Below are 16,954 nucleotides of genomic sequence, written 5' to 3'. Positions count from 1 at the left end.
GCCGCGGCGGGGGGGGGCTTACCCGCGGGGTGTACCCCGCCCCCGGGGCCCGGGGGGGGTCTGGCCCCCCCCGCGGGGCGGGGCCCCCCCCCCGGGGGGGGGGGGCCCCCGCCGGGCGCGACCCTATTTCGTGGCGCAGAGCATGGCGTCGAGGGTGCTCTCGACGCGGTCGGCGCTCTCGTCCGAGGTCGGCAGCGCGGTCACGGTGAGCGTGGCGCTCCGGCCGTCCTCGGTGATGCCGTTGCGGGTCTCGTAACCGGGGATGTCGCCGCCGTGGCCCCAGGCGTGACCGCCGCAGCTCAGTTTGATCTTCATCAGGCCGAGCCCGTACCCCCCGCCGGGCGGGAGCGCCGGCGAGCCGATGGTCTGCTTCATCTCCTTCAGCTGTGCCGGCTTGAGAAGGTCGCCGCCCAGCAGCGCACTCAGGAACCGGGTGACGTCGCGCGGAGTGCTGATGAGGTTGCCGGCCGTCCAGCCCCAGGAGGGATCCATCTCGGTGAACTTCACCAGCTTTCCGCCGTTCTCGGCGTGGTAGCCGTTCGGGTGCTTGCCGCGGATGGTCTGCTCGCCGACGCCGGGCCAGTAGGTGTCCCGCAGGCCGAGCGGCTTGATGATCCGGTTGGTGACCTCTTCTCCCATGGGCCGGCCCGTGACCTTCTGCACGATCAGGCCCAGCAGTACGTATCCCGTGTTCGTGTATTTGTAGCTCGTGCCGGGGGCGAACTCCGGCTTCTGCGTGAGGGCCTTGTCGACCAGGTCCCGCGGCTCGAAATAGGTGTGCCGGATGCCGGACAACGTCGGGAAGTTCGTGTAATTCGGCAGGCCGGAGGTGTGCTGCAGCAGCTGGCGGACCGTGATCTTGCGGCCGTCGTTGCCGTTGCCGCGGACGACGCCGGGCAGGTACTTCTCGACCGGCGCGTCCAGGTCGAGCTTGCCCTCGCCGGCCAGTTGCAGGACGACGGTGGCGGCGAACGTCTTGGTGTGGCTGCCGATGCGCACCATCCCGTTGACCGGCACCTTGGCGCGCGTCTCCAGGTCCCCCACGCCGGCGGTGTAGTCACGCACCCGCCCGTCGCGTCCCCGCACCGCGGCCACGACCCCGGGGAAATCGCCGGAGCGAACCAGCTTGTCCAAGCTTGTCTGTACGGCGTCGCCGGACGCGCTCGGCGTCGCGGCGCTGGCGGCAGCCGTACCCAGACCAAGAACGCCGGCGGCGACGGCTCCTGCGGCGACCAGGGCCAGCAAACGGGTGGACGCCGGGGGCTTGGCGGTAACGAGGTGCACTTAGTGGCTCCTTGCTGGAAGGCGAAAGTCTGACGCTGACCAGCATGGCGGCAGAGTTATGTCACAAACGATCCCGTACACCCGATTTGTCCGGGTAGGGCTACCCCTACCGGACCCCCATGGCTAAGGAAGATCGTCGGCCGTGATCCGGTACCCCACGCCGGGCGTGGTGGTGATGGCCGGCGGGTCACCGAGTTTGCGGCGCAGGCGGCCGATGGTGACCGTGACGGTGTTGGTCAGGGGGTTGGCGTGCTCGTCCCACACCTGTTCGAGCAGGTCCTCGGCGCTGAGGAACGCCGGGGCGGCGCTGAGGAGGGCTTCGAGCAGGGCGAACTCCTTGACCGACAGATCCAGGTGGCGGCCGTCGCGGGTGGCGGTGCGGCGCAGCGGGTCGAGCTCGATGCCGGCCGCGCGCAACGTGCGGGGCCGGGCGGTGGGCCGGCGGCGGGCCAGGGAGCGGATGCGCAGCACCAGCTCGGGGAAGTGGAAGGGCTTGGCCAGGTAGTCGTCGGCTCCCAGGGTCAGACCGGTGACCCGGTCCCCTGGCTCGCCGGCCGCGGTCAGCATCAGGACCATGACGCGGTCGTCGCGTTCGGTGATCATCTGGCAGAGGGTGTCGCCGTGGATGCCTGGCAGGTCGCGGTCGAGGACGACCACGTCGTAGGCGTTGAGATCGAGCTTGGCGGCGGCCTCCAGGCCGTCGTGGGCCACGTCCACGGCCATGCCCTGATCGCTCAGACCTTCGACGAGCACGGCGGCGAGGGGGCGTGCGTCCTCCACCACGAGCACCCTCATGCCGCGACCTCCGCCGGCACGGCCGCCGCCGGCAGCGAGACGGCGACGCGGAGGCCGCCTTCCGGCCGGGCCCTCAGGTCGAGGGCGCCGCCGTGTGCGGCGGCGATGGCCGCGACGATCGACAGGCCGAGCCCGGTGCCGTTGCCGGAGTGGGTGCGCTCGGCGCCGAGTCGCTGGAAGGGCTGCGCGAGTCGGTCGACCTGCTCCTGGTCGAGGACGCGTCCGCCGGTCTCGACGACGAGCCGGGCTGTCGTGCCGTCGGTGGTGGTGGCGAGACGGATCCAGCCGCCCTGGTGGTTGTGGGTGATGGCGTTGTCGATGACGTTGTCGATCATGCGGGTGAGGAGCGTCCGGTTTCCCTGCGTCCACGCGTTGTCGTGCGCGGCGCCCGGGGTGCCGGGGGCGGCCGGGAGGTGGACGGTGAGGTCGGCGGCGGTGATGTCGGCGGTCCGGGCGTCCAGGGCGGCGCCGGCCAGGTGGTGGAGTGAGAGCGTGGTGCGGTCGGTCACGGCGCCGTGCTCGGTGCGGGCGAGCATGAGGAAACCTTCGAGCAGGCGGTCGATCCGGTCGAGTTCGGTGCGGAGCCGGTCGGCCAGCGTGGCGGTCTGCGCCGGTATGGGCTCCGGCTTGGCCAGGGCCACGTCCAGGGACGCGCGCATGGTGGCCAGCGGGGTGCGCAGCTCGTGGGAGGCGTTGGCGACGAACCGGCGTTGTGCGGCGAACGAGTTCTCCAGGCGTTCCAGCAGCTCGTCGATGGTGTCGGCGAGATCCTTGACCTCGTCGGCCGGGCCCTGCGCGGCCAGCCGCTCGTGCAGGTTGTCGGCGGAGATGCGGCGGGTGGCCATGGTGATCATCCGTAGCGGGCGCAGCACCCGGCCGGCGATGAGGCGGCCCAGGACGAGCGACACCACCCCCATGACCGCCAGCGCCAGCGCCGAGCCGATCAGGAGCTGACGTGACTGGGCCGTGTGGGTGTCCGACAGCTGGGCCTGGAGCCACGCGATGCGATCGACGGCGGCGGCGAGCGTGGCCGGCTCGCCCGGCGGGGTCCCGGGGGGTGCGGACTGACTGACCCGCGTCCCTCCGAGGCCCACGAGGTTGGTGATGGCCAGCAGTCCGACGGCGGACAGCAGGAACATGGCACCGTACAGGACGGTGAAGCGCATTCGTACGGTACGTGCCGGTCGTCGCCACTTTCGCATGGGTTCCAGGATGCCGTGCCGGACCTAACAGCGATGTGACAGCCTCTGTTCGGCCCGTGTTAGGGCCGGGTCCGTACAACGGGTCGCATGCGAGCAACCATTGAAGTCAGCGGGCTGCGCAAACGGTTCGGCCCGACCCTGGCGCTGGACGGCATGTCGTTCACCGTGCTGCCCGGCCAGGTCACCGGGTTCGTGGGGCCGAACGGGGCGGGCAAGTCCACCACGATGCGGGTGATCCTCGGCCTGGACGCGGCCGAGGAGGGCCACGCGCTGATCGGCGGACGGCCGTACACCAGCCTGCGCAACCCCCTCACCCACGTCGGCGCGCTGCTGGACGCCGGCGCGGTGCAGCCCGGCCGCACCGCGCGCAACCACCTGTTGTGGCTGGCCCACTCCCAGGGCCTGGACGGCAGGCGGGTCGATGAGGTGCTCCGGCAGGTCGGGCTGCAGTCCGCCGCCCGGCGCAAGGCGGGCGGCTTCTCGCTGGGCATGCGCCAGCGGCTCGGCATCGCGGCCGCGCTGCTCGGGGACCCGCCGGTGCTCATGCTGGACGAGCCGGTCAACGGCCTGGATCCCGAGGGCATCGTGTGGATGCGCGGCTTCCTGCGGTCGCTGGCCGGTGAGGGGCGGGCCGTGCTGGTGTCCAGCCATCTGATGAGCGAACTGGAGGACACCGCCGACCATCTCGTGGTGGTGGGCAAGGGCCGCGTCATCGCCGACACCAGCGTGGCCGAGCTCCTCACGACCGCCTCCCGCGGCCGGGTCACCCTGCGCACGGCGGCGCACGCGGAGGCGATGTCGGTGCTGGGTCACGCCGGCGCCACGACGGCCGTGACCGATCGCGACACGATCGTCGTCTCAGGGCTGCCCTCGGAGCGCATCGTGGCGGTGCTCAACACCAACGGGGTGCCGTTCTCCGAGGTGGCGACGCACCGGGTGACGCTGGAGCAGGCCTACATGGACCTCACCGCCGACGCGGTCGAATACCGGGGAACGACACGATGACCACGCACACTCAACGCCCCGCCGCGCGCGGGGGCTTCGGGCGGTTGCTGCGCGCCGAGTGGATCAAATTCCGGACGGTGCGCGGCTGGGTGGTGGCCATGACCGCGGCGGCGCTGGTCACCGTGCTGCTCGGGCTGCTGTCCGCGGCCGGCAGCCACGCCTCGTGCGGCGCCGGTCCGGTCGAGGTCGCCTGTCCCCCGCCTGTGGTGGGTCCGGGCGGCGAGGCGGTGGACGACAAGTTCTTCTTCGTGCACCGGCCGCTGGCCGGAGACGGCGGCATCACCGTCCGCCTCACCTCCATGACCGGCCAGATCCGTAAGCCCGACGTCACCCCCGGGCAGCGCAACGAGGTTCCCGGGCTCGTGCCGTGGGCGAAGGCCGGCGTCATGATCAAGGAGAGCACGAAGCAGGGCTCTGCCTACGCGGCGGTGATGATGACCGGCGCGCACGGCGTGCGGATGCAGCACAACTTCACCCACGACCTGGCCGGCCGGGCGGGCGGCGTCTCCCCGCGGTCGCCGCGCTGGCTGCGGCTGACCCGCTCCGGCGACACCCTCACCGGATCCGAATCCGCCGACGGCACGAACTGGACGCGGATCGGCACCGTGACCCTGCCCGGACTCCCGCAGACCGTAGAGGCCGGGCTGTTCGCGACCTCCCCAGGGGATCTGACGGTCACGCAGGGGGATCTCGGCGGGTCCGTCGCGGCGGCCCGATTCACCGAAGCCACCGGCGAGTTCGACCAGGTCAGGTTGCAGGGCAGCGCGTCCGGCGGGTGGCGCAACGACGACATCGGCGTCACCGTCGGTCCCGACGGGGCCGAGCATCACCCGGGCCGCGCCGGCCAGTCCGGCGGCACCTTCTCCGTCACCGGCGTCGGCGACATCGCGCCGGCCATCGAGGGGCCGACCGCCGAACGTCCCCTCAGCGGCGTGCTGGCCGGGCTGATCCTGGTGATCGTGGTGGCGGTCATGTTCATCACCGCCGAGTACCGGCACGGCCTGATCCGCGTCACCCTGCTGGCCGGCCCGCGCCGCGGCCGGACGCTGGCAGCCAAGGCCCTGGCGCTCGGCCTGGTCACCTTCGCCGCCGCGCTGCCCGCCGTCGCGATCACGTTCACGGCCGGCGGGCGGATTCTGCGCGACAACGGCAACGCCGTCCTCCCGGTGTCCCTGCTCACCCAGGCGCGCATCGTGGTCGGCACGGCGGCGCTGTTCGCCCTGGCCGCCGTGCTCTCCCTCGCCCTCGGCGCGCTGCTGCGGCGCAGCGTCGCGGCGGTCATCACCGCGATCGCGGTGATCGTGGTCCCGCACGTCCTCGCCACCACCTCGGTCCTGCCCGACAGCGCGGCGCAGTGGCTGCTGCGGCTCACCCCGGCGGCCGGCTTCGCCGTCCAGCAGAGCATCCCGCAGTACGCGCACGTGCTCGGCCACTACTCGCCCATCGCCGGGTTCTACCCGCTGCCGCCGTGGGCCGGTCTGGCCGTGCCGGCCGGCTATGCCGCGCTCGCCCTCGGCCTGGCCGTCCTCCGACTCCGCCGGAGGGACGCATGAGAGAGCACCTGCATGCGGAGTGGACGAAACTCCGCACCCTGCCCGGCGCCGCCTGGCTGCTGCTCGCGATCGTGGTGCTGACCGTCGCCGTCGGCATCGCGGCCTGCGCCGTCGTGTCCTGTGCCGCGCAGGGCTGCGGCTACGACCCCGCCAGGATCGGCCTTTTCGGGGTCCAGGTGAGCCAGGCGGTCGTCGCCGTCCTGGCCGTCCTGGCGATCACCGGCGAATACGGCACCGGCATGATCTGCCTCACCCTGACCGCCATGCCGCGCCGGACCGGCGTCCTGGCCGCGAAGGCGATCATCCTGGCCGGCCTGACCCTGATCGCGGGGAGCGTCGCCGTGCTCGCCTCCGCGCTGGCTGCGCGGCCCATCCTGCTCAGCAACGGCTTCCCCGCCGACACGCTCGTCCTCACCAGCGGTCCGATGCTGCGCGCCGCCGTCGGCTCGGTCCTCTACCTGGCGCTGATCGCCCTGTTCAGCCTGGGGGTCGCCACCGCCGTACGGGACTCCGCCACCGCCATCGGGGTCGTACTCGGCCTGCTCTACCTCTTCCCCGCCCTCATCCTCATGATCGCCGACGATGACTGGCAGCGGCTTCTCTGGCAGATCTCCCCGATGAACGCCGGGCTCGCCGTCCAGGCCACCACCGGCCTCGCCGCGCTCCCCCTCAGCCCATGGGCCGGCCTGAGCGTACTCGCGGCCTGGTCCACCGCGGCGCTCCTGACCGGCGGGCTGCTGCTACGGACGCGCGACGCATAGCCGTGCGGCGCACCTGCCACGCCGTCACCGGGCCGGTCGAACACGGCCTCGTCCGGCCCGGTCAGGCCGCGCGCCGCGGTCCAGCCGGCGCCGCACCCACACTCGAGCAGGTCCACCTCGCGCAGTTCCCGCCCGACGAACGACGCCAGCCGTTCGTCGGCGGCTTGGAGCCCGACGAGGAAGGTCGGCTCGAAGCCGGCGATACCCATCACGGCAGGCGATTCTCCCGGTTCGCCGCGAGACCGGCCAGTCGGTAGCGGACCGCCGTCACCGTCGGTCGACGTGGTCCTGCGGGGTGGCCTCGGCGCGGGCGGCGTCAAGGCGTTCGAACGGGCCCGGGCCGTCGTGCGGTTTCGGCGGGGCGCCGAGGTGGCGGACGCGCAGCTCGTCCATGAGCTCCTCGATGAAGGCCGGGCCTTCGTCCCGCATGGCTTGCTGCCGGTTGCGGAGGTCGTCGCTGCCCGGACGCCAGTCGAGGCCCCAGTTGCCGAGGGCGTAGATGATCGGAAGGGTCTGGATGCCGGCTTCGGTGAGGCTGTAGCGGGCGCGCTGACCCCGCACGGCGGTGCCGCGGGTGAGGAGCCCCGCCTCGACGAGCCGCACGAGGCGGTCGGCGAGGATGTTCGACGCGATGCCCTCGACCGACCCGGTGAGCAGCGCCCGGAAGTGACGGCGGTCGCCGAACATGACGTCGCGCAGCACGAGCAACGTCCAGCGATCTCCGAGCACCTCGACGGCGGCGTTGACCGGGCATCCGGACCGTGGTTCCACGGTTCCTCTCCTCATTGACAGGGTTTTCACTCCCTCTATAGTAGTTGCACATTGCAAGCACTTTTGCTGGGGAGAAACTCATGGGTCGCTTCGTCCACTCGATGCAGGTGTCCCTCGACCTGCGGATCGAGCGGGTTCCGGGGGACGCCGGCGCCGGCGAATGGCTGCGTGTCGACGAGGAGCCGCATCACTACGCCGTCCGGGACGCGAAGGAGGCGAGCTCGTGCTGAGGCAGGTCGCGGAGGGAGTGTGGGTTCACGAGAGCGAGTTCGTGCAGAGCAACGCCGTCGCGGTGCGGGGCCGGGCCGGTGTGCTGCTCATCGACCCCGGGGTGACCGGCGCCGAGATGGGCTGCCTCGCGGACGACCTCGGCGAACTGGGCGGGCCCGTCGTGGCGGGGTTCTCCACGCATCCGGACTGGGATCACCTGCTCTGGCATCCCCGGCTCGGCGAGGCGCCCCGGTACGGCACGGCGCGCTGCGCGGCCACCGTCCGCGAGCAGCTGCCGGACGAAGACGCGAAGGCCCGCGTCGCCGACCACCTGCTGGAGACCGAGATCGCCGGCCAGGTGCCGCTGGACCTGCTCGGCCTCATCACCGGCCTGCCCGCCGGAACCACGCAGATCCCTTGGGACGGTCCCGAGATCCGGATCGTCGAGCACCAAGCACACGCCCCGGGCCACGCGGCGCTGCTGATCGGGGAACGCGGGGTCCTCGTCGCCGGCGACATGTTGTCCGACGTCCTGGTTCCGATGCTCGACCTGGACGGCACCGCCGACCCGATCGAGGACTACCTCACCGCGCTACGGCTGCTGGAGGAGGTGGCGGGCGGCGTGGACGTCGTCGTCCCCGGCCATGGTTCCGTCGGCGGATCCGAGCAGGTGAAGGCGCGGATCGAACAGGACCGGGCGTACGTGCTGACGTTGCGGAACGGCCGCGTCTCCGCCGATCCGCGGATCGGCCCGTCGGCCAGGCCGGGCTGGGAGTGGGTGAGCAGCGTGCACGAAGGGCAGCTCCAGCGCCTCGCCCGCAGAGGCTAGCGCGACGGGACGTCCCGTGCCGCCGCCACCGGGCCGGCGGGCGTCTCCTCGTCCTGGGCGATGCGGCCGCGCAGCATGACCTCCATGACCTTCATGAAACGCTGCGTCCTGGCCCGGCCGATGACGAACGGGTTGGCCACGCCCGTCGTACCGGCGCGCAGTTGCTCGATGCGGGTCAGTCCGTCGTCGACGCCGCCGTGGTTATTGAGCTCGACGTCCACTCCCGCCCGCCGCATCGTGGCGGCGAAGGCGCGCACGGAGGCCAGGGCGGTGCGCTTGTCGGCGGTCGCTGCGGGCGGGTTGGTGCCGCCCCAGAACATCGCGGTGTGCCGCCGTCCCTTCCAGTGCACGGGGAAGATCGACGAGACGTGCCGGGTGTGTGCCCGGGGGTGTGGTGGAAGGCGATGGTGGTGCCGCCGGCGGTGAACAGCGCTGTGGCCTGCACGAAGGTGGTGCCCAGCACCGCCACGTCGTCGAAGACGCGCAACGGGCGGAGGGGCTTCGGCTTCGGCATCGTGCGGCCGGGCGCGAGCGCTTCGACCAGGGCCCGCAGCACCGGGTCGTCGCCGCCAACCGTGGGCTGCATGCCGTGGAACGCGCGCCCTAGGCGGACGTCGTGAGGCGCTGTGCCTGGGCGCGGCCGACCGAGGCGGCCCGCTCCAGGTAGTCGGCGATCAGGGCGAGCGCGTCGTCGTCGTAATGGTCGAGCATCTCGACGAACGCCCTGCCTGGGACGTCCCAGGCCGCGCCGATCCGGGCGCGGGCCTCCGGGGTCAGGGCGACCAGGGCGCGCCTGCGGTCGGCCGGGTCGGCGTGCCGCACGACCAGACCGGCCTTGTCGAGGCGGTCGACCAGGCGGGTGGCCGATCCGGGGGTGAGGCCGGCCAGGCGGGCGATCTCGCCGGTGCTGACCGGCCGCTCCTCCAGGTCGAGCAGGGCGACGCACTGCAGGTCGGTGGGGTGCAGGCCGAGCCGGTCGGCCATGGCCTGGTTGAACAGCGTGTAGGCCGCGTAGTGGCGCTGGCTCTCGTCGCTGATGCGCTTGAGCATCTCGGCTCGATTTGACACGTGCGGCTCCATACTGTTCATAATCTTCGTCACACACTATTTGCGTGACACAACTTCTGCGTCGCGCTCTCATTCTATCGACAGGTGTCGCGCTCACGTCGCGAAGCGTCTGCGAAGGGATCTGCACCCACATGACCGTTCTTGTCACGGGCGCTCGCGGCGCCGTCGCGACCGCCCTCATCGGCCTCCTGCGCGAGCAGGGCCTTTCTGTACGTCCGGCCTCCAAGGCCCCCGCCGACCCGTCCGTCGTCAGGTGCGACCTGGGCGATCCGGCCACCTTCGGCGCTGCGCTTGCCGGCGTGACCTCGGTGTTCCTGTACGCCGAGCCGTCGCACGCGCAGGAGTTCGCCGCGGCGGCCGAGGCGGCCGGGGTCGAGCACGTCGTGCTGCTGTCGTCCGCCGCCGTGCTCATGCCCGATCCCGACAGCAGCCCCCTGGCCGCCACGCATCTCGTCTCGGAACGCGCCCTGGCGGCCTCGCCCGTGCCGAGCACCGTTCTGCGGCCCGGCACCTTCTGCGGCAACGCGATGGCGTGGTCGTGGGCCGTCAAGTCCGGGACGCCGATCAACCTGCCCTACCCGCACGCGCACGTCGACGCCATCCACGAAGCGGACATCGCGGCGGTGGCGGCCGCCGTTCTCGCCGACCCCGGCCTCGGCGGCAGGACGTACACACTGACCGGCCCCCAGTCGCTCACGTTCACCGAGCAGATCGAGATCCTCTCCCGCGTCACCGGGCGGGACATCGCGATCACACCCGTCACCAGGCAGGAGTGGAGGGCCGAAATGGCCCGGTACATGAACGCGACCTTCGCGGACGCCCTGCTGGACTACTGGCAGAGCTGCGACGGCCGGCCGATCGAGCTCACCGCGGTCGTGGAGGAACTGACCGGCAGGCCCGCGCGGACGTTCGCCTCCTGGGCCGAGGAGAACCGGGCGGCGTTCCTCGGCTAGCAGGCCGTGATCGCCGCAGCGCGGCCGCTTGCGACTCCGGTCGCAGACTGGTCGCGGGGGTCATACCGGGGTCGCATGCGGCTCTCGGCCTCGGGCCCGATGTCCGGCCGAGATCCTTGCGCGACCGTGATCACATGAATGTGACCGTGTTCGGCCTGTCCCTCCTGGAGCTCCTGGCCCTGGCTTCCGCCGTCGTGCTGGTGCTGGCCCGCTGGTTGCCGCCCGGAGCGCGCCGGCCGTCGGCCCTGGCCGGTGCGGCGGCCCTCGTGGTGTCCGCGGGCGTGCTGGCCGTGCTCGGGATCCGCTGGCAACTCCTCCCCGTCCTCGCAGGCGGGGGCGTCGCGCTGGCGTTCGCTGCGCCCTCGCTGCTGGGGTGGCGCGCCGGGCGGCGGGCTCGATGGTGGCTGGCGCTGCCGGGGTCGGCGGCATGCCTGGCCTTGATCGTCGTGGGCGCGACGGCGGCGTGGGCGCTGCCCCTGCCCGTGTTCCCGGAGCCGTCAGGCGCGCACGCCGTCGGCACCACCGTCGTCCAGTGGGCCGACCCTGAGCGCGCGGAAGCCGCCACGTCCCGGACCGATGACAAGCGGGTGGTCGTCGTCCAGCTCTGGTATCCCGCGCAGGGCGTCCCCCCGGACGCCGAGCGCGCGCGGTACCTCGGCCGCACGGCGCGGGACGCGCAGGTCGTCGCCCGCGGCCAGGCCGACTACCTGGGCCTTCCAGCGTTCGTCCTGGACGAGCCGCCACGCGCCCGCACGCGTTCGGTGCCCGATGCGCCGGTGGCCGGCGGCGGCGTCCGGTTCCCCGTGGTGCTGTTCTCGCCCGGGCTCGGCGGCGTGCGCACCCAGAACACCGCTTGGGCCGAGGAACTGGCCAGCCGCGGGTACGTCGTGGCGGCCCTCGACCACCCGTACGACTCGGCCGTCGTCACCCTCGCCGACGGCCGGACGGTCCGCACCCAGGTCGCGGCCACCGGCGACCAGGCGGAGGACAACAGGCGCGCGGCCGGATGGACGGCGGTCAGGGCCGCGGACCTCAGCTTCGTGCTCACCCAGCTCGGCCGCCTGGACCGTGGAGAGATCCCCGGCCTCCTGAGCGGGCGGCTCGACACCCGCCGCGCCGCGGCGACCGGTCACTCCCTCGGGGGCGCCGCCGCCCTGCAGGCCGCCCGTCAGGACCCCCGCTTCGCAGCCGTCATCGACCTGGACGGCTTCCCCCGCGACCCCGCCGCGCGACCGTTCCACCAGCCCGTGCTCGCGCTCACCCACGACCTCGAACCGGGCGAGACGCCGGACTACATCCCGCGCCTCACGCAGGTGCTCCAGCTCAGCACGGCGACCGGCTACCGGCTCACCGTCCCCGGCACGGCGCACCTCACCTTCACCGACGCCCCGCTCTTCATGCCGCCCCTGCCCGCGCTCGTCGGCTCTCTCGGCCGGACAGCGGGGCCGCGCATCACCGCGGCGGCCACCGTCGCCTTCCTGGACGCCACACTCCGCGGCAGCTCCGGCGACCTGGCCGCGACCCTGTCCAGCTACGGCCACCTGACCGTCCTGTGACGGCCCGCGGAACAGATGCGGGCGCTACCAGCAGAGCGGGTGGCAGACCCACTTGCCCTGCCAGAGCACGCAATGCTCGCACTTCCCACGTTCGACGACCTTGTCCGCGATCGAGGTCCCTTCGAACCCCAAAGGCGCCAGCAGACCGGAGAGCTCGCGCTCGTCGCCCGCCTCGACGGCGGCGCTGAACCTGCTCTCGAAGTCCTTGTCGAACTTCAGCAGGACGGCCAGCTCATGGAGCTTCCTGGCGTAATTCAGCAGGTCATCGGCTGTGGGCCGGGCATCCGTTGTCATGCCGCGACTCTCCCCTGCAGGAAGCACCCGAAAGCCTGCCCTCGCCGACAATTGACCCAAGATCAACGAACGTATGAAGGATGGCGTCTTCTCCGGAAAACTCCGGCTTGGTGCCGGCCGGACGCACGGGTCGTCACGTTCGGCGGCGCGACAGGAACGGCAGCAGCCGGCTGATCTCGTCGTCGATCGCCTGCCGTTCGTCCCGGGAGAAGCTTGTGAACGGGGCCAGTCGTACTTCGCCTGCGGTGAAGGACCAGGTGCCGCGGACGTGGCCGTCCACGAGCACGGTGGGCAGGACCCTGGCCTGTCCGGGGAAGACGTGCCTGCGGTCGGCGTCGGCGATGATGCGGCTGCGGTCGGCATGGCCCAGGAGGGCGTTGTCGTAGGCGGGCAGCAGCCGCACCGGCGCGGGGGTGTCGGGGTCAGGGAGCGGGACGTCGGGCAGGTCGAGCAGGCGCCGGCCGTCGGGGCCGGTGTAGTGGCGCAGGTCCGCGCCCATGTCCGAGACGATCTCGTCCAGCCGGGTCAGCCCGCACCACGTCTGGACGTCCGCCACGGTGGCGGGCCCGAAGGCGGCCAGGTAGCGGCGCACCAGGTCGCGGAGCGCAGCGGGCCGCGGGGCGTCGACCGGTGCGGCGCTGACGGTGATCGACGAGCGGGTCCCCCACCCGCCCCAGGACGCGGTGGCCGGGTCGTGGACGAGCGGCGTGCGCAGCTCGATCTCACCCGCCAGGGCTCGGCCGTCGCGGCCCGGATGGAGGGTCGCGAGGTGCCTGGCGAGCTCCCTTCTGGGCAGCGGCCCGGTCCGCAGCAGGGCGCGTCCCTCGGCCACCAGCGTTCCGGGGTCGAGTCCGGCGTTGCTGCGCCGGAAGTGCGCCGAGTCGGCGGTGCGGTTCAGGACGGGCTGCAACACCGGCCGCAGCCGGCGGAAGTCGTCGGCTGCGGCGAGGTGCATCGTGCTGCGCAGGAAGCCGGACCGCACGACCCGTCCCTGGGCGAGCAGGGCGGTGAGGTCGGCGTGGGTGAAGTCGCGGATGCGGGCCCACAGGCCGACGTAGGGCCAGTTGGGTTCCTGCGCCTGCATGGCGACCAGGCGGCCGATCACCTCCAGGGCGGTCAGGTCGGCCCGCTCCAGCAGGAACTGCCGCTGGAGCAGGGCCCGGTTGAGCGTCCGGCGGGACAGGACGGTCATGCCAGCCGCACCGAGACGTTGCCGCGGTACTCGCCGCGCAGCAGGGCCAGGAACGCGCCGGGCACGCCGTCGATGCCGGTCTCGACGACGGTCTGCGGGTGGACGAAGCGGCCCTGGTCGAGCGCCGTGCGGAAGTGGCGGTGCCAGGCGGCGACCTGGTCGGGGGTGTGGTGGCAGGAGAACGGCAGCAGCTCGACGCCCCTGGCCAGGGCGGCGTCGCGGTCGGGGACGGGGAAACGGTCGGCGGCGGCGCCGAGCTGGGTGGACAACGATCCGCACAGGGCGAACCTGGCACCCGGCACGGCGACTTCGAGCGCGGCGTCGTACAACGCGCCGCCGACGGTGTCGAAGAAGACGGTGATGCCCTCCGGGGCCAGTCTCTTGAGCGCGGCGAGCGGGTCGTGGTGGTAGTCGAAAGCGGCGTCGAAGCCGAGTTCGTCCACGAGGTAGTCGGCCTTGGCCTGGCTGCCCGCGCTGCCGATCACCTTCCTGGCGCCCAGGTTGCGGGCGATCTGCCCGGCCAGCGAGCCGACCCCGCCGGCCGCGCCGGAGACGAAGACGACGTCGCCCTCGCCGACCTCGGCCACGTCCGCGACGCCGTGGTAGGCGGTCGGGCCCTGGGCCAGGTGGTAGCTCGGGTCGGGATAGGCGTCCGGGTCGAGCTTGACGTAGGAGGCCGCCGGTCCCGCCGAGTGCGTGCTCCAGCCGCTCATCGACTGGACCAGGTCGCCCTCCCGCAGGTCAGGGCTCGCCGAGCTCAGCACGGTGCCGATCGCCATGACGCCCACCCGCCGGCCGGGCTGCCAGGCCGGGATCGGCAGGTGGCAGTCGGCGCGCATGAGTTCGAGATAGGTGGCGGCCAGCCCGAGGTGGTCGGTACGGACCACGACCTCCCCCTCGATCTCGGCCGGAACGACGGTGAAGTGCTCGGGGCCCGGGACGGCGGCGATCTGGGCGGTCAACTGAACCTCGTGAGTGATCATGTGACCACCCTAGGGAGGCTTCCGGCCAGTTCCTGACCGGAAGTACTCCGATAATGGCGATATGGCCAACACCAGTTCCCGCACGCTCACCCTGCTGTCCCTGCTGCAGACGCACCGCCACTGGCCCGGCGCGGATCTGGCCGAACGGCTCGGCGTGTCGGAACGCACCCTTCGCCGGGATGTCGATCGCCTGCGCGAGCTGGGCTATCCCGTGCACGCCTCCCGAGGCACCGACGGCGGCTACCAGCTGGCGCCCGGAGCCGTGCTGCCGCCGTTGCTGCTCGACGACGAAGAAGGGGTCGCGCTGGCGGTCGGCATGGGAGACGCGGCGCAGAGCGGCATCGCGGGGCTGGAGGAGGCGGCGGTGCGCGCGTTGACCAAGGTGGTGCAGGTCCTGCCGCCCCGTCTGCGGGCCCGGGTGAACGCGCTTCGCGCGATGACCGTCTCGGCGGCCTCGGCCGTGCCGGTGATCCCGGCCGAGGTGCTGACGATGATCGCCCAGTCGTGCCGGGACCAGGAACGGCTGCGCTTCGACTACGTCACACGCGCCGGCGCGCGAACCGAACGCGAAGTGGAGCCCCACCGCCTCGTCGCGCTCGCGGGCCGCTGGTATCTGGTGGCCTACGACCTGACCAGGCACGACTGGCGCAGCTTCCGCCTTGACCGGCTGGCCCGGCCACGCAACAGTGGCGCCTCCTTCCTGCCACGGCCGCTGCCCGGCGGGGACGCCGCCGCGTTCGTCCGCGCCGCGGCCCAGGTTCCCACCGCCAAGACCGTCGTCGCACTGGTGCACGCACCGGCGGAACAGGTGCGCCGGACGGCCGGCCGATGGGGTGAGATCGAACCGGTCGCCCCCGATCGATGCCGGCTCACGATGGTCGCCACCAGCCTGGACTGGCCCACGCAGGCGCTGGGCAACATCGGCGCCGAGTTCGAGGTGCTCGAATCGCCGGAGTTCGTCGATCACCTCAGGAACTGGGGCACCCGGTTCCTCGACGCCGCCGACAGATCGGCCCCTCGGACGCGGTGACAGCTGCGGCAGGCCATCTTTGAGGCCCGTCTTCCCGCCGTGGGGGAAGACGGGCCGGATGCGTGTCTAGCGGTTGTTGTTACCGCACCAGTCGACCCAGATGTGGCCGCTGCCGTTGTCGTGCACGCGCCTGCCCAGCGGCTCGCGCTGCCACGCGTCGGCGCCGTCGTTGACCCAGGAGAACACGTAGTTGATGTCCGTGCGGCGCAGGTCCCAGTAGTCGCCGTTGCCGATGCACGCGTAGGCGCTGCCGGACCAGGGCGCGTAGTCGTAGATGTTCACGTCGTCGTACGGGCCGGGGTAGCCGTTGTTCCACACCACGTCCACCTTGTTGTTCCAGCCGGACGGCCAGCCGTTGTAGGCGTCGCCCGTGTACAGCAGCGCCTTGTTCATGTCGTCCGACCAGACGTAGAAGTTGCCGTCGGCGTTGAGCGCCCGCACCGGCAGCCCCGACTGGATCTTCGGCTTGCCCTCGGGCCGCTGCGGCTTCACCGCCTCGACCGCCGGCCTGGCCGCCTCGGACGTGGGCGCGGGGGCCGGCTCGGCGTAGGCCGCCGTCGAGGCGGTCAGCACCGCGGCCACGGTCATGACGCCGAGCAACGCGTTCCTCAGAACCTTCACGATGGGGTTTCCTCTCCCTGTTCAGCGATGAGCGATTTCCTGATCAGCGCACGCGCCCTCGGCAGCGCCGCCTCGCGCAGGCTGCGCGCGTTCCGGTACTCGGCCGGATAGCGCGCCTCCAGTGCGGTGGCGTTGGCCTGGTCGAGGTCGCGTGCCGTCCTCGACAAGCCGGAGGAGGCCGCGCAGCGTGCTTCCGCCGTCGCGGCCCGCCGGTCACGGTCCTCCGCGCCGCCCTCCTGGTCGGCCAGACGTTCCCTGCGCAGAGCCAGCGGCGTGTCGGCGGTGAACCCGGCCGCCTTCATGCACGCGGACCAGCGCTGACGCGCGGCTCCGTAGGCGGGGTCGGCCTGGGTCCGGCCGATCCGCATCTGGGCGAGCGTCTGGGTGACCCTGCTGGCGCGGAACCAGCGCGCCTTGTCCCCGTAGAGCTCCTGCCACGCCTGCGCCACGCAGCCGCCGGCACTGTGACCCACCGTGCCGCCGACGGGCAGCGCCGCCTCCAGGACGGCGGACCGGTCGCCGTGGTAGGCGGTCAGCCAGGCGCGCCTTTTCCCCTCCGGCAGGCCGCGGAAGTAGTTCTGCGCGGGGACGGCCGCCTTTTCCAGCTCCTTTCTCGCCGCCCTGCCGTACCCGTTGTTCCGCGCCCATTCCTCGTCGTCCACGACAAAGGGAAAACGGTCCATGTCCGGAGTCCTGCTTTTCGGCTCCGGCCAGTACCGCAGGCCCCGCCCGCTCATGCAGGCGCCGATGAGAACCTGCTCGGCCTGCTGGAGAACGTCCGGTTCCACCGGCGCAACCGGCGCCACCGCGCATCCGCAAAGCACGGCCAGCCCGATGAGGGCATGCC

General features: G+C 72.2%; 19 protein-coding genes. 8 read left to right on the top strand and 11 right to left on the bottom strand.

Annotated features, from left to right (window positions below):
* Positions 1–123: 123 nt before the first annotated feature.
* The 3 genes from ACFYYW_RS38945 to ACFYYW_RS38935 all read right to left on the bottom strand — a co-directional run bounded on the left by ACFYYW_RS38945 (position 124) and on the right by ACFYYW_RS38935 (position 3,281).
* Positions 124–1,284, bottom strand: coding sequence for a serine hydrolase domain-containing protein (locus ACFYYW_RS38945; protein WP_387656967.1), 1,161 nt, complete (start codon positions 1,282–1,284; stop codon positions 124–126).
* Positions 1,285–1,407: 123 nt separating this feature from the next.
* The gene (locus tag ACFYYW_RS38940; protein ID WP_387656964.1) at positions 1,408–2,079 is read right to left on the bottom strand and encodes a response regulator transcription factor; all 672 of its coding nucleotides are present in this window, start codon (positions 2,077–2,079) and stop codon (positions 1,408–1,410) included.
* Positions 2,076–3,281 (bottom strand): sensor histidine kinase, encoded by a 1,206-nt coding sequence (locus ACFYYW_RS38935; protein ID WP_387656961.1) that lies wholly within the window; start codon positions 3,279–3,281, stop codon positions 2,076–2,078. The genes ACFYYW_RS38940 and ACFYYW_RS38935 overlap by 4 nt, the downstream gene beginning before the upstream one ends.
* Before the next feature lie 87 nt (positions 3,282–3,368).
* Here ACFYYW_RS38935 and ACFYYW_RS38930 point away from each other — a divergent pair, with 87 nt between their 5' ends.
* Genes ACFYYW_RS38930 through ACFYYW_RS38920 form a run of 3 tightly spaced genes read left to right on the top strand, consistent with a single transcriptional unit; the run spans position 3,369 to position 6,600 of the window.
* The gene (locus tag ACFYYW_RS38930) at positions 3,369–4,286 is read left to right on the top strand and encodes an ATP-binding cassette domain-containing protein (protein WP_387656958.1); all 918 of its coding nucleotides are present in this window, start codon (positions 3,369–3,371) and stop codon (positions 4,284–4,286) included.
* Positions 4,283–5,839, top strand: a complete 1,557-nt coding sequence (locus ACFYYW_RS38925; RefSeq protein ID WP_387656955.1) for an ABC transporter permease subunit — start codon at positions 4,283–4,285, stop codon at positions 5,837–5,839. The genes ACFYYW_RS38930 and ACFYYW_RS38925 overlap by 4 nt, the downstream gene beginning before the upstream one ends.
* Complete coding sequence (locus ACFYYW_RS38920) at positions 5,836–6,600, top strand: ABC transporter permease (protein WP_387656953.1); 765 nt, start codon at positions 5,836–5,838, stop codon at positions 6,598–6,600. The genes ACFYYW_RS38925 and ACFYYW_RS38920 overlap by 4 nt, the downstream gene beginning before the upstream one ends.
* 267 nt (positions 6,601–6,867) lie before the next feature.
* Here the strand turns inward: ACFYYW_RS38920 and ACFYYW_RS38915 are convergent, their stop codons facing one another.
* On the bottom strand, positions 6,868–7,371 hold the full coding sequence (locus ACFYYW_RS38915) for a winged helix-turn-helix transcriptional regulator (protein WP_387656950.1): 504 nt from the start codon (positions 7,369–7,371) through the stop codon (positions 6,868–6,870).
* Between the two features lie 80 nt (positions 7,372–7,451).
* Here ACFYYW_RS38915 and ACFYYW_RS38910 point away from each other — a divergent pair, with 80 nt between their 5' ends.
* Both ACFYYW_RS38910 and ACFYYW_RS38905 read left to right on the top strand, forming a co-directional pair.
* Complete coding sequence (locus tag ACFYYW_RS38910; RefSeq protein ID WP_387656947.1) at positions 7,452–7,601, top strand: hypothetical protein; 150 nt, start codon at positions 7,452–7,454, stop codon at positions 7,599–7,601.
* A complete protein-coding gene (locus tag ACFYYW_RS38905; RefSeq protein ID WP_387656944.1) occupies positions 7,595–8,410 on the top strand; it encodes an MBL fold metallo-hydrolase in 816 nt (271 codons plus the stop codon). The genes ACFYYW_RS38910 and ACFYYW_RS38905 overlap by 7 nt, the downstream gene beginning before the upstream one ends.
* Here the strand turns inward: ACFYYW_RS38905 and ACFYYW_RS38900 are convergent.
* Together ACFYYW_RS38900 and ACFYYW_RS38895 are read right to left on the bottom strand one after the other, a co-directional pair.
* A complete protein-coding gene (locus tag ACFYYW_RS38900) occupies positions 8,407–8,760 on the bottom strand; it encodes a hypothetical protein (RefSeq protein WP_387656941.1) in 354 nt (117 codons plus the stop codon). The two genes, ACFYYW_RS38905 and ACFYYW_RS38900, sit on opposite strands and share 4 nt — an antisense overlap.
* 253 nt (positions 8,761–9,013) lie before the next feature.
* Positions 9,014–9,478, bottom strand: a complete 465-nt coding sequence (locus ACFYYW_RS38895; RefSeq protein ID WP_387656938.1) for a MarR family winged helix-turn-helix transcriptional regulator — start codon at positions 9,476–9,478, stop codon at positions 9,014–9,016.
* 131 nt (positions 9,479–9,609) lie between these two features.
* Between ACFYYW_RS38895 and ACFYYW_RS38890 the strand changes: the two genes are divergently transcribed.
* Complete coding sequence (locus ACFYYW_RS38890; RefSeq protein ID WP_387656935.1) at positions 9,610–10,431, top strand: NAD(P)H-binding protein; 822 nt, start codon at positions 9,610–9,612, stop codon at positions 10,429–10,431.
* 134 nt (positions 10,432–10,565) lie between these two features.
* On the top strand, positions 10,566–11,987 hold the full coding sequence (locus ACFYYW_RS38885; protein ID WP_387656932.1) for an alpha/beta hydrolase family protein: 1,422 nt from the start codon (positions 10,566–10,568) through the stop codon (positions 11,985–11,987).
* Between the two features lie 24 nt (positions 11,988–12,011).
* Here the strand turns inward: ACFYYW_RS38885 and ACFYYW_RS38880 are convergent, their stop codons facing one another.
* The 3 genes from ACFYYW_RS38880 to ACFYYW_RS38870 all read right to left on the bottom strand — a co-directional run bounded on the left by ACFYYW_RS38880 (position 12,012) and on the right by ACFYYW_RS38870 (position 14,456).
* Positions 12,012–12,281: a hypothetical protein gene (locus ACFYYW_RS38880; RefSeq protein ID WP_364418372.1), complete on the bottom strand. Its 270-nt coding sequence runs from the start codon at positions 12,279–12,281 to the stop codon at positions 12,012–12,014.
* Between the two features lie 133 nt (positions 12,282–12,414).
* On the bottom strand, positions 12,415–13,473 hold the full coding sequence (locus ACFYYW_RS38875; RefSeq protein ID WP_387656929.1) for a winged helix DNA-binding domain-containing protein: 1,059 nt from the start codon (positions 13,471–13,473) through the stop codon (positions 12,415–12,417).
* A complete protein-coding gene (locus ACFYYW_RS38870; protein WP_387656926.1) occupies positions 13,470–14,456 on the bottom strand; it encodes a zinc-binding dehydrogenase in 987 nt (328 codons plus the stop codon). Before ACFYYW_RS38870 ends, ACFYYW_RS38875 begins: the two co-directional genes overlap by 4 nt.
* A 61-nt stretch (positions 14,457–14,517) precedes the next feature.
* Between ACFYYW_RS38870 and ACFYYW_RS38865 the strand changes: the two genes are divergently transcribed.
* On the top strand, positions 14,518–15,486 hold the full coding sequence (locus ACFYYW_RS38865; RefSeq protein ID WP_387656924.1) for a helix-turn-helix transcriptional regulator: 969 nt from the start codon (positions 14,518–14,520) through the stop codon (positions 15,484–15,486).
* A gap of 66 nt (positions 15,487–15,552) precedes the next feature.
* On the opposite strand, the gene ACFYYW_RS38860 is transcribed toward ACFYYW_RS38865, so the two are convergent.
* Together ACFYYW_RS38860 and ACFYYW_RS38855 are read right to left on the bottom strand one after the other, a co-directional pair.
* On the bottom strand, positions 15,553–16,107 hold the full coding sequence (locus ACFYYW_RS38860) for a hypothetical protein (RefSeq protein WP_352324631.1): 555 nt from the start codon (positions 16,105–16,107) through the stop codon (positions 15,553–15,555).
* Positions 16,104–16,790: a hypothetical protein gene (locus ACFYYW_RS38855; protein ID WP_387656921.1), complete on the bottom strand. Its 687-nt coding sequence runs from the start codon at positions 16,788–16,790 to the stop codon at positions 16,104–16,106. Before ACFYYW_RS38855 ends, ACFYYW_RS38860 begins: the two co-directional genes overlap by 4 nt.
* Positions 16,791–16,954 lie beyond the last annotated feature (164 nt).

Source organism: Nonomuraea sp. NPDC001831, assembly GCF_042892035.1.
Lineage (GTDB): Bacteria > Actinomycetota > Actinomycetes > Streptosporangiales > Streptosporangiaceae > Nonomuraea.
This window is presented reverse-complemented; position numbering and strand designations above follow the sequence as displayed.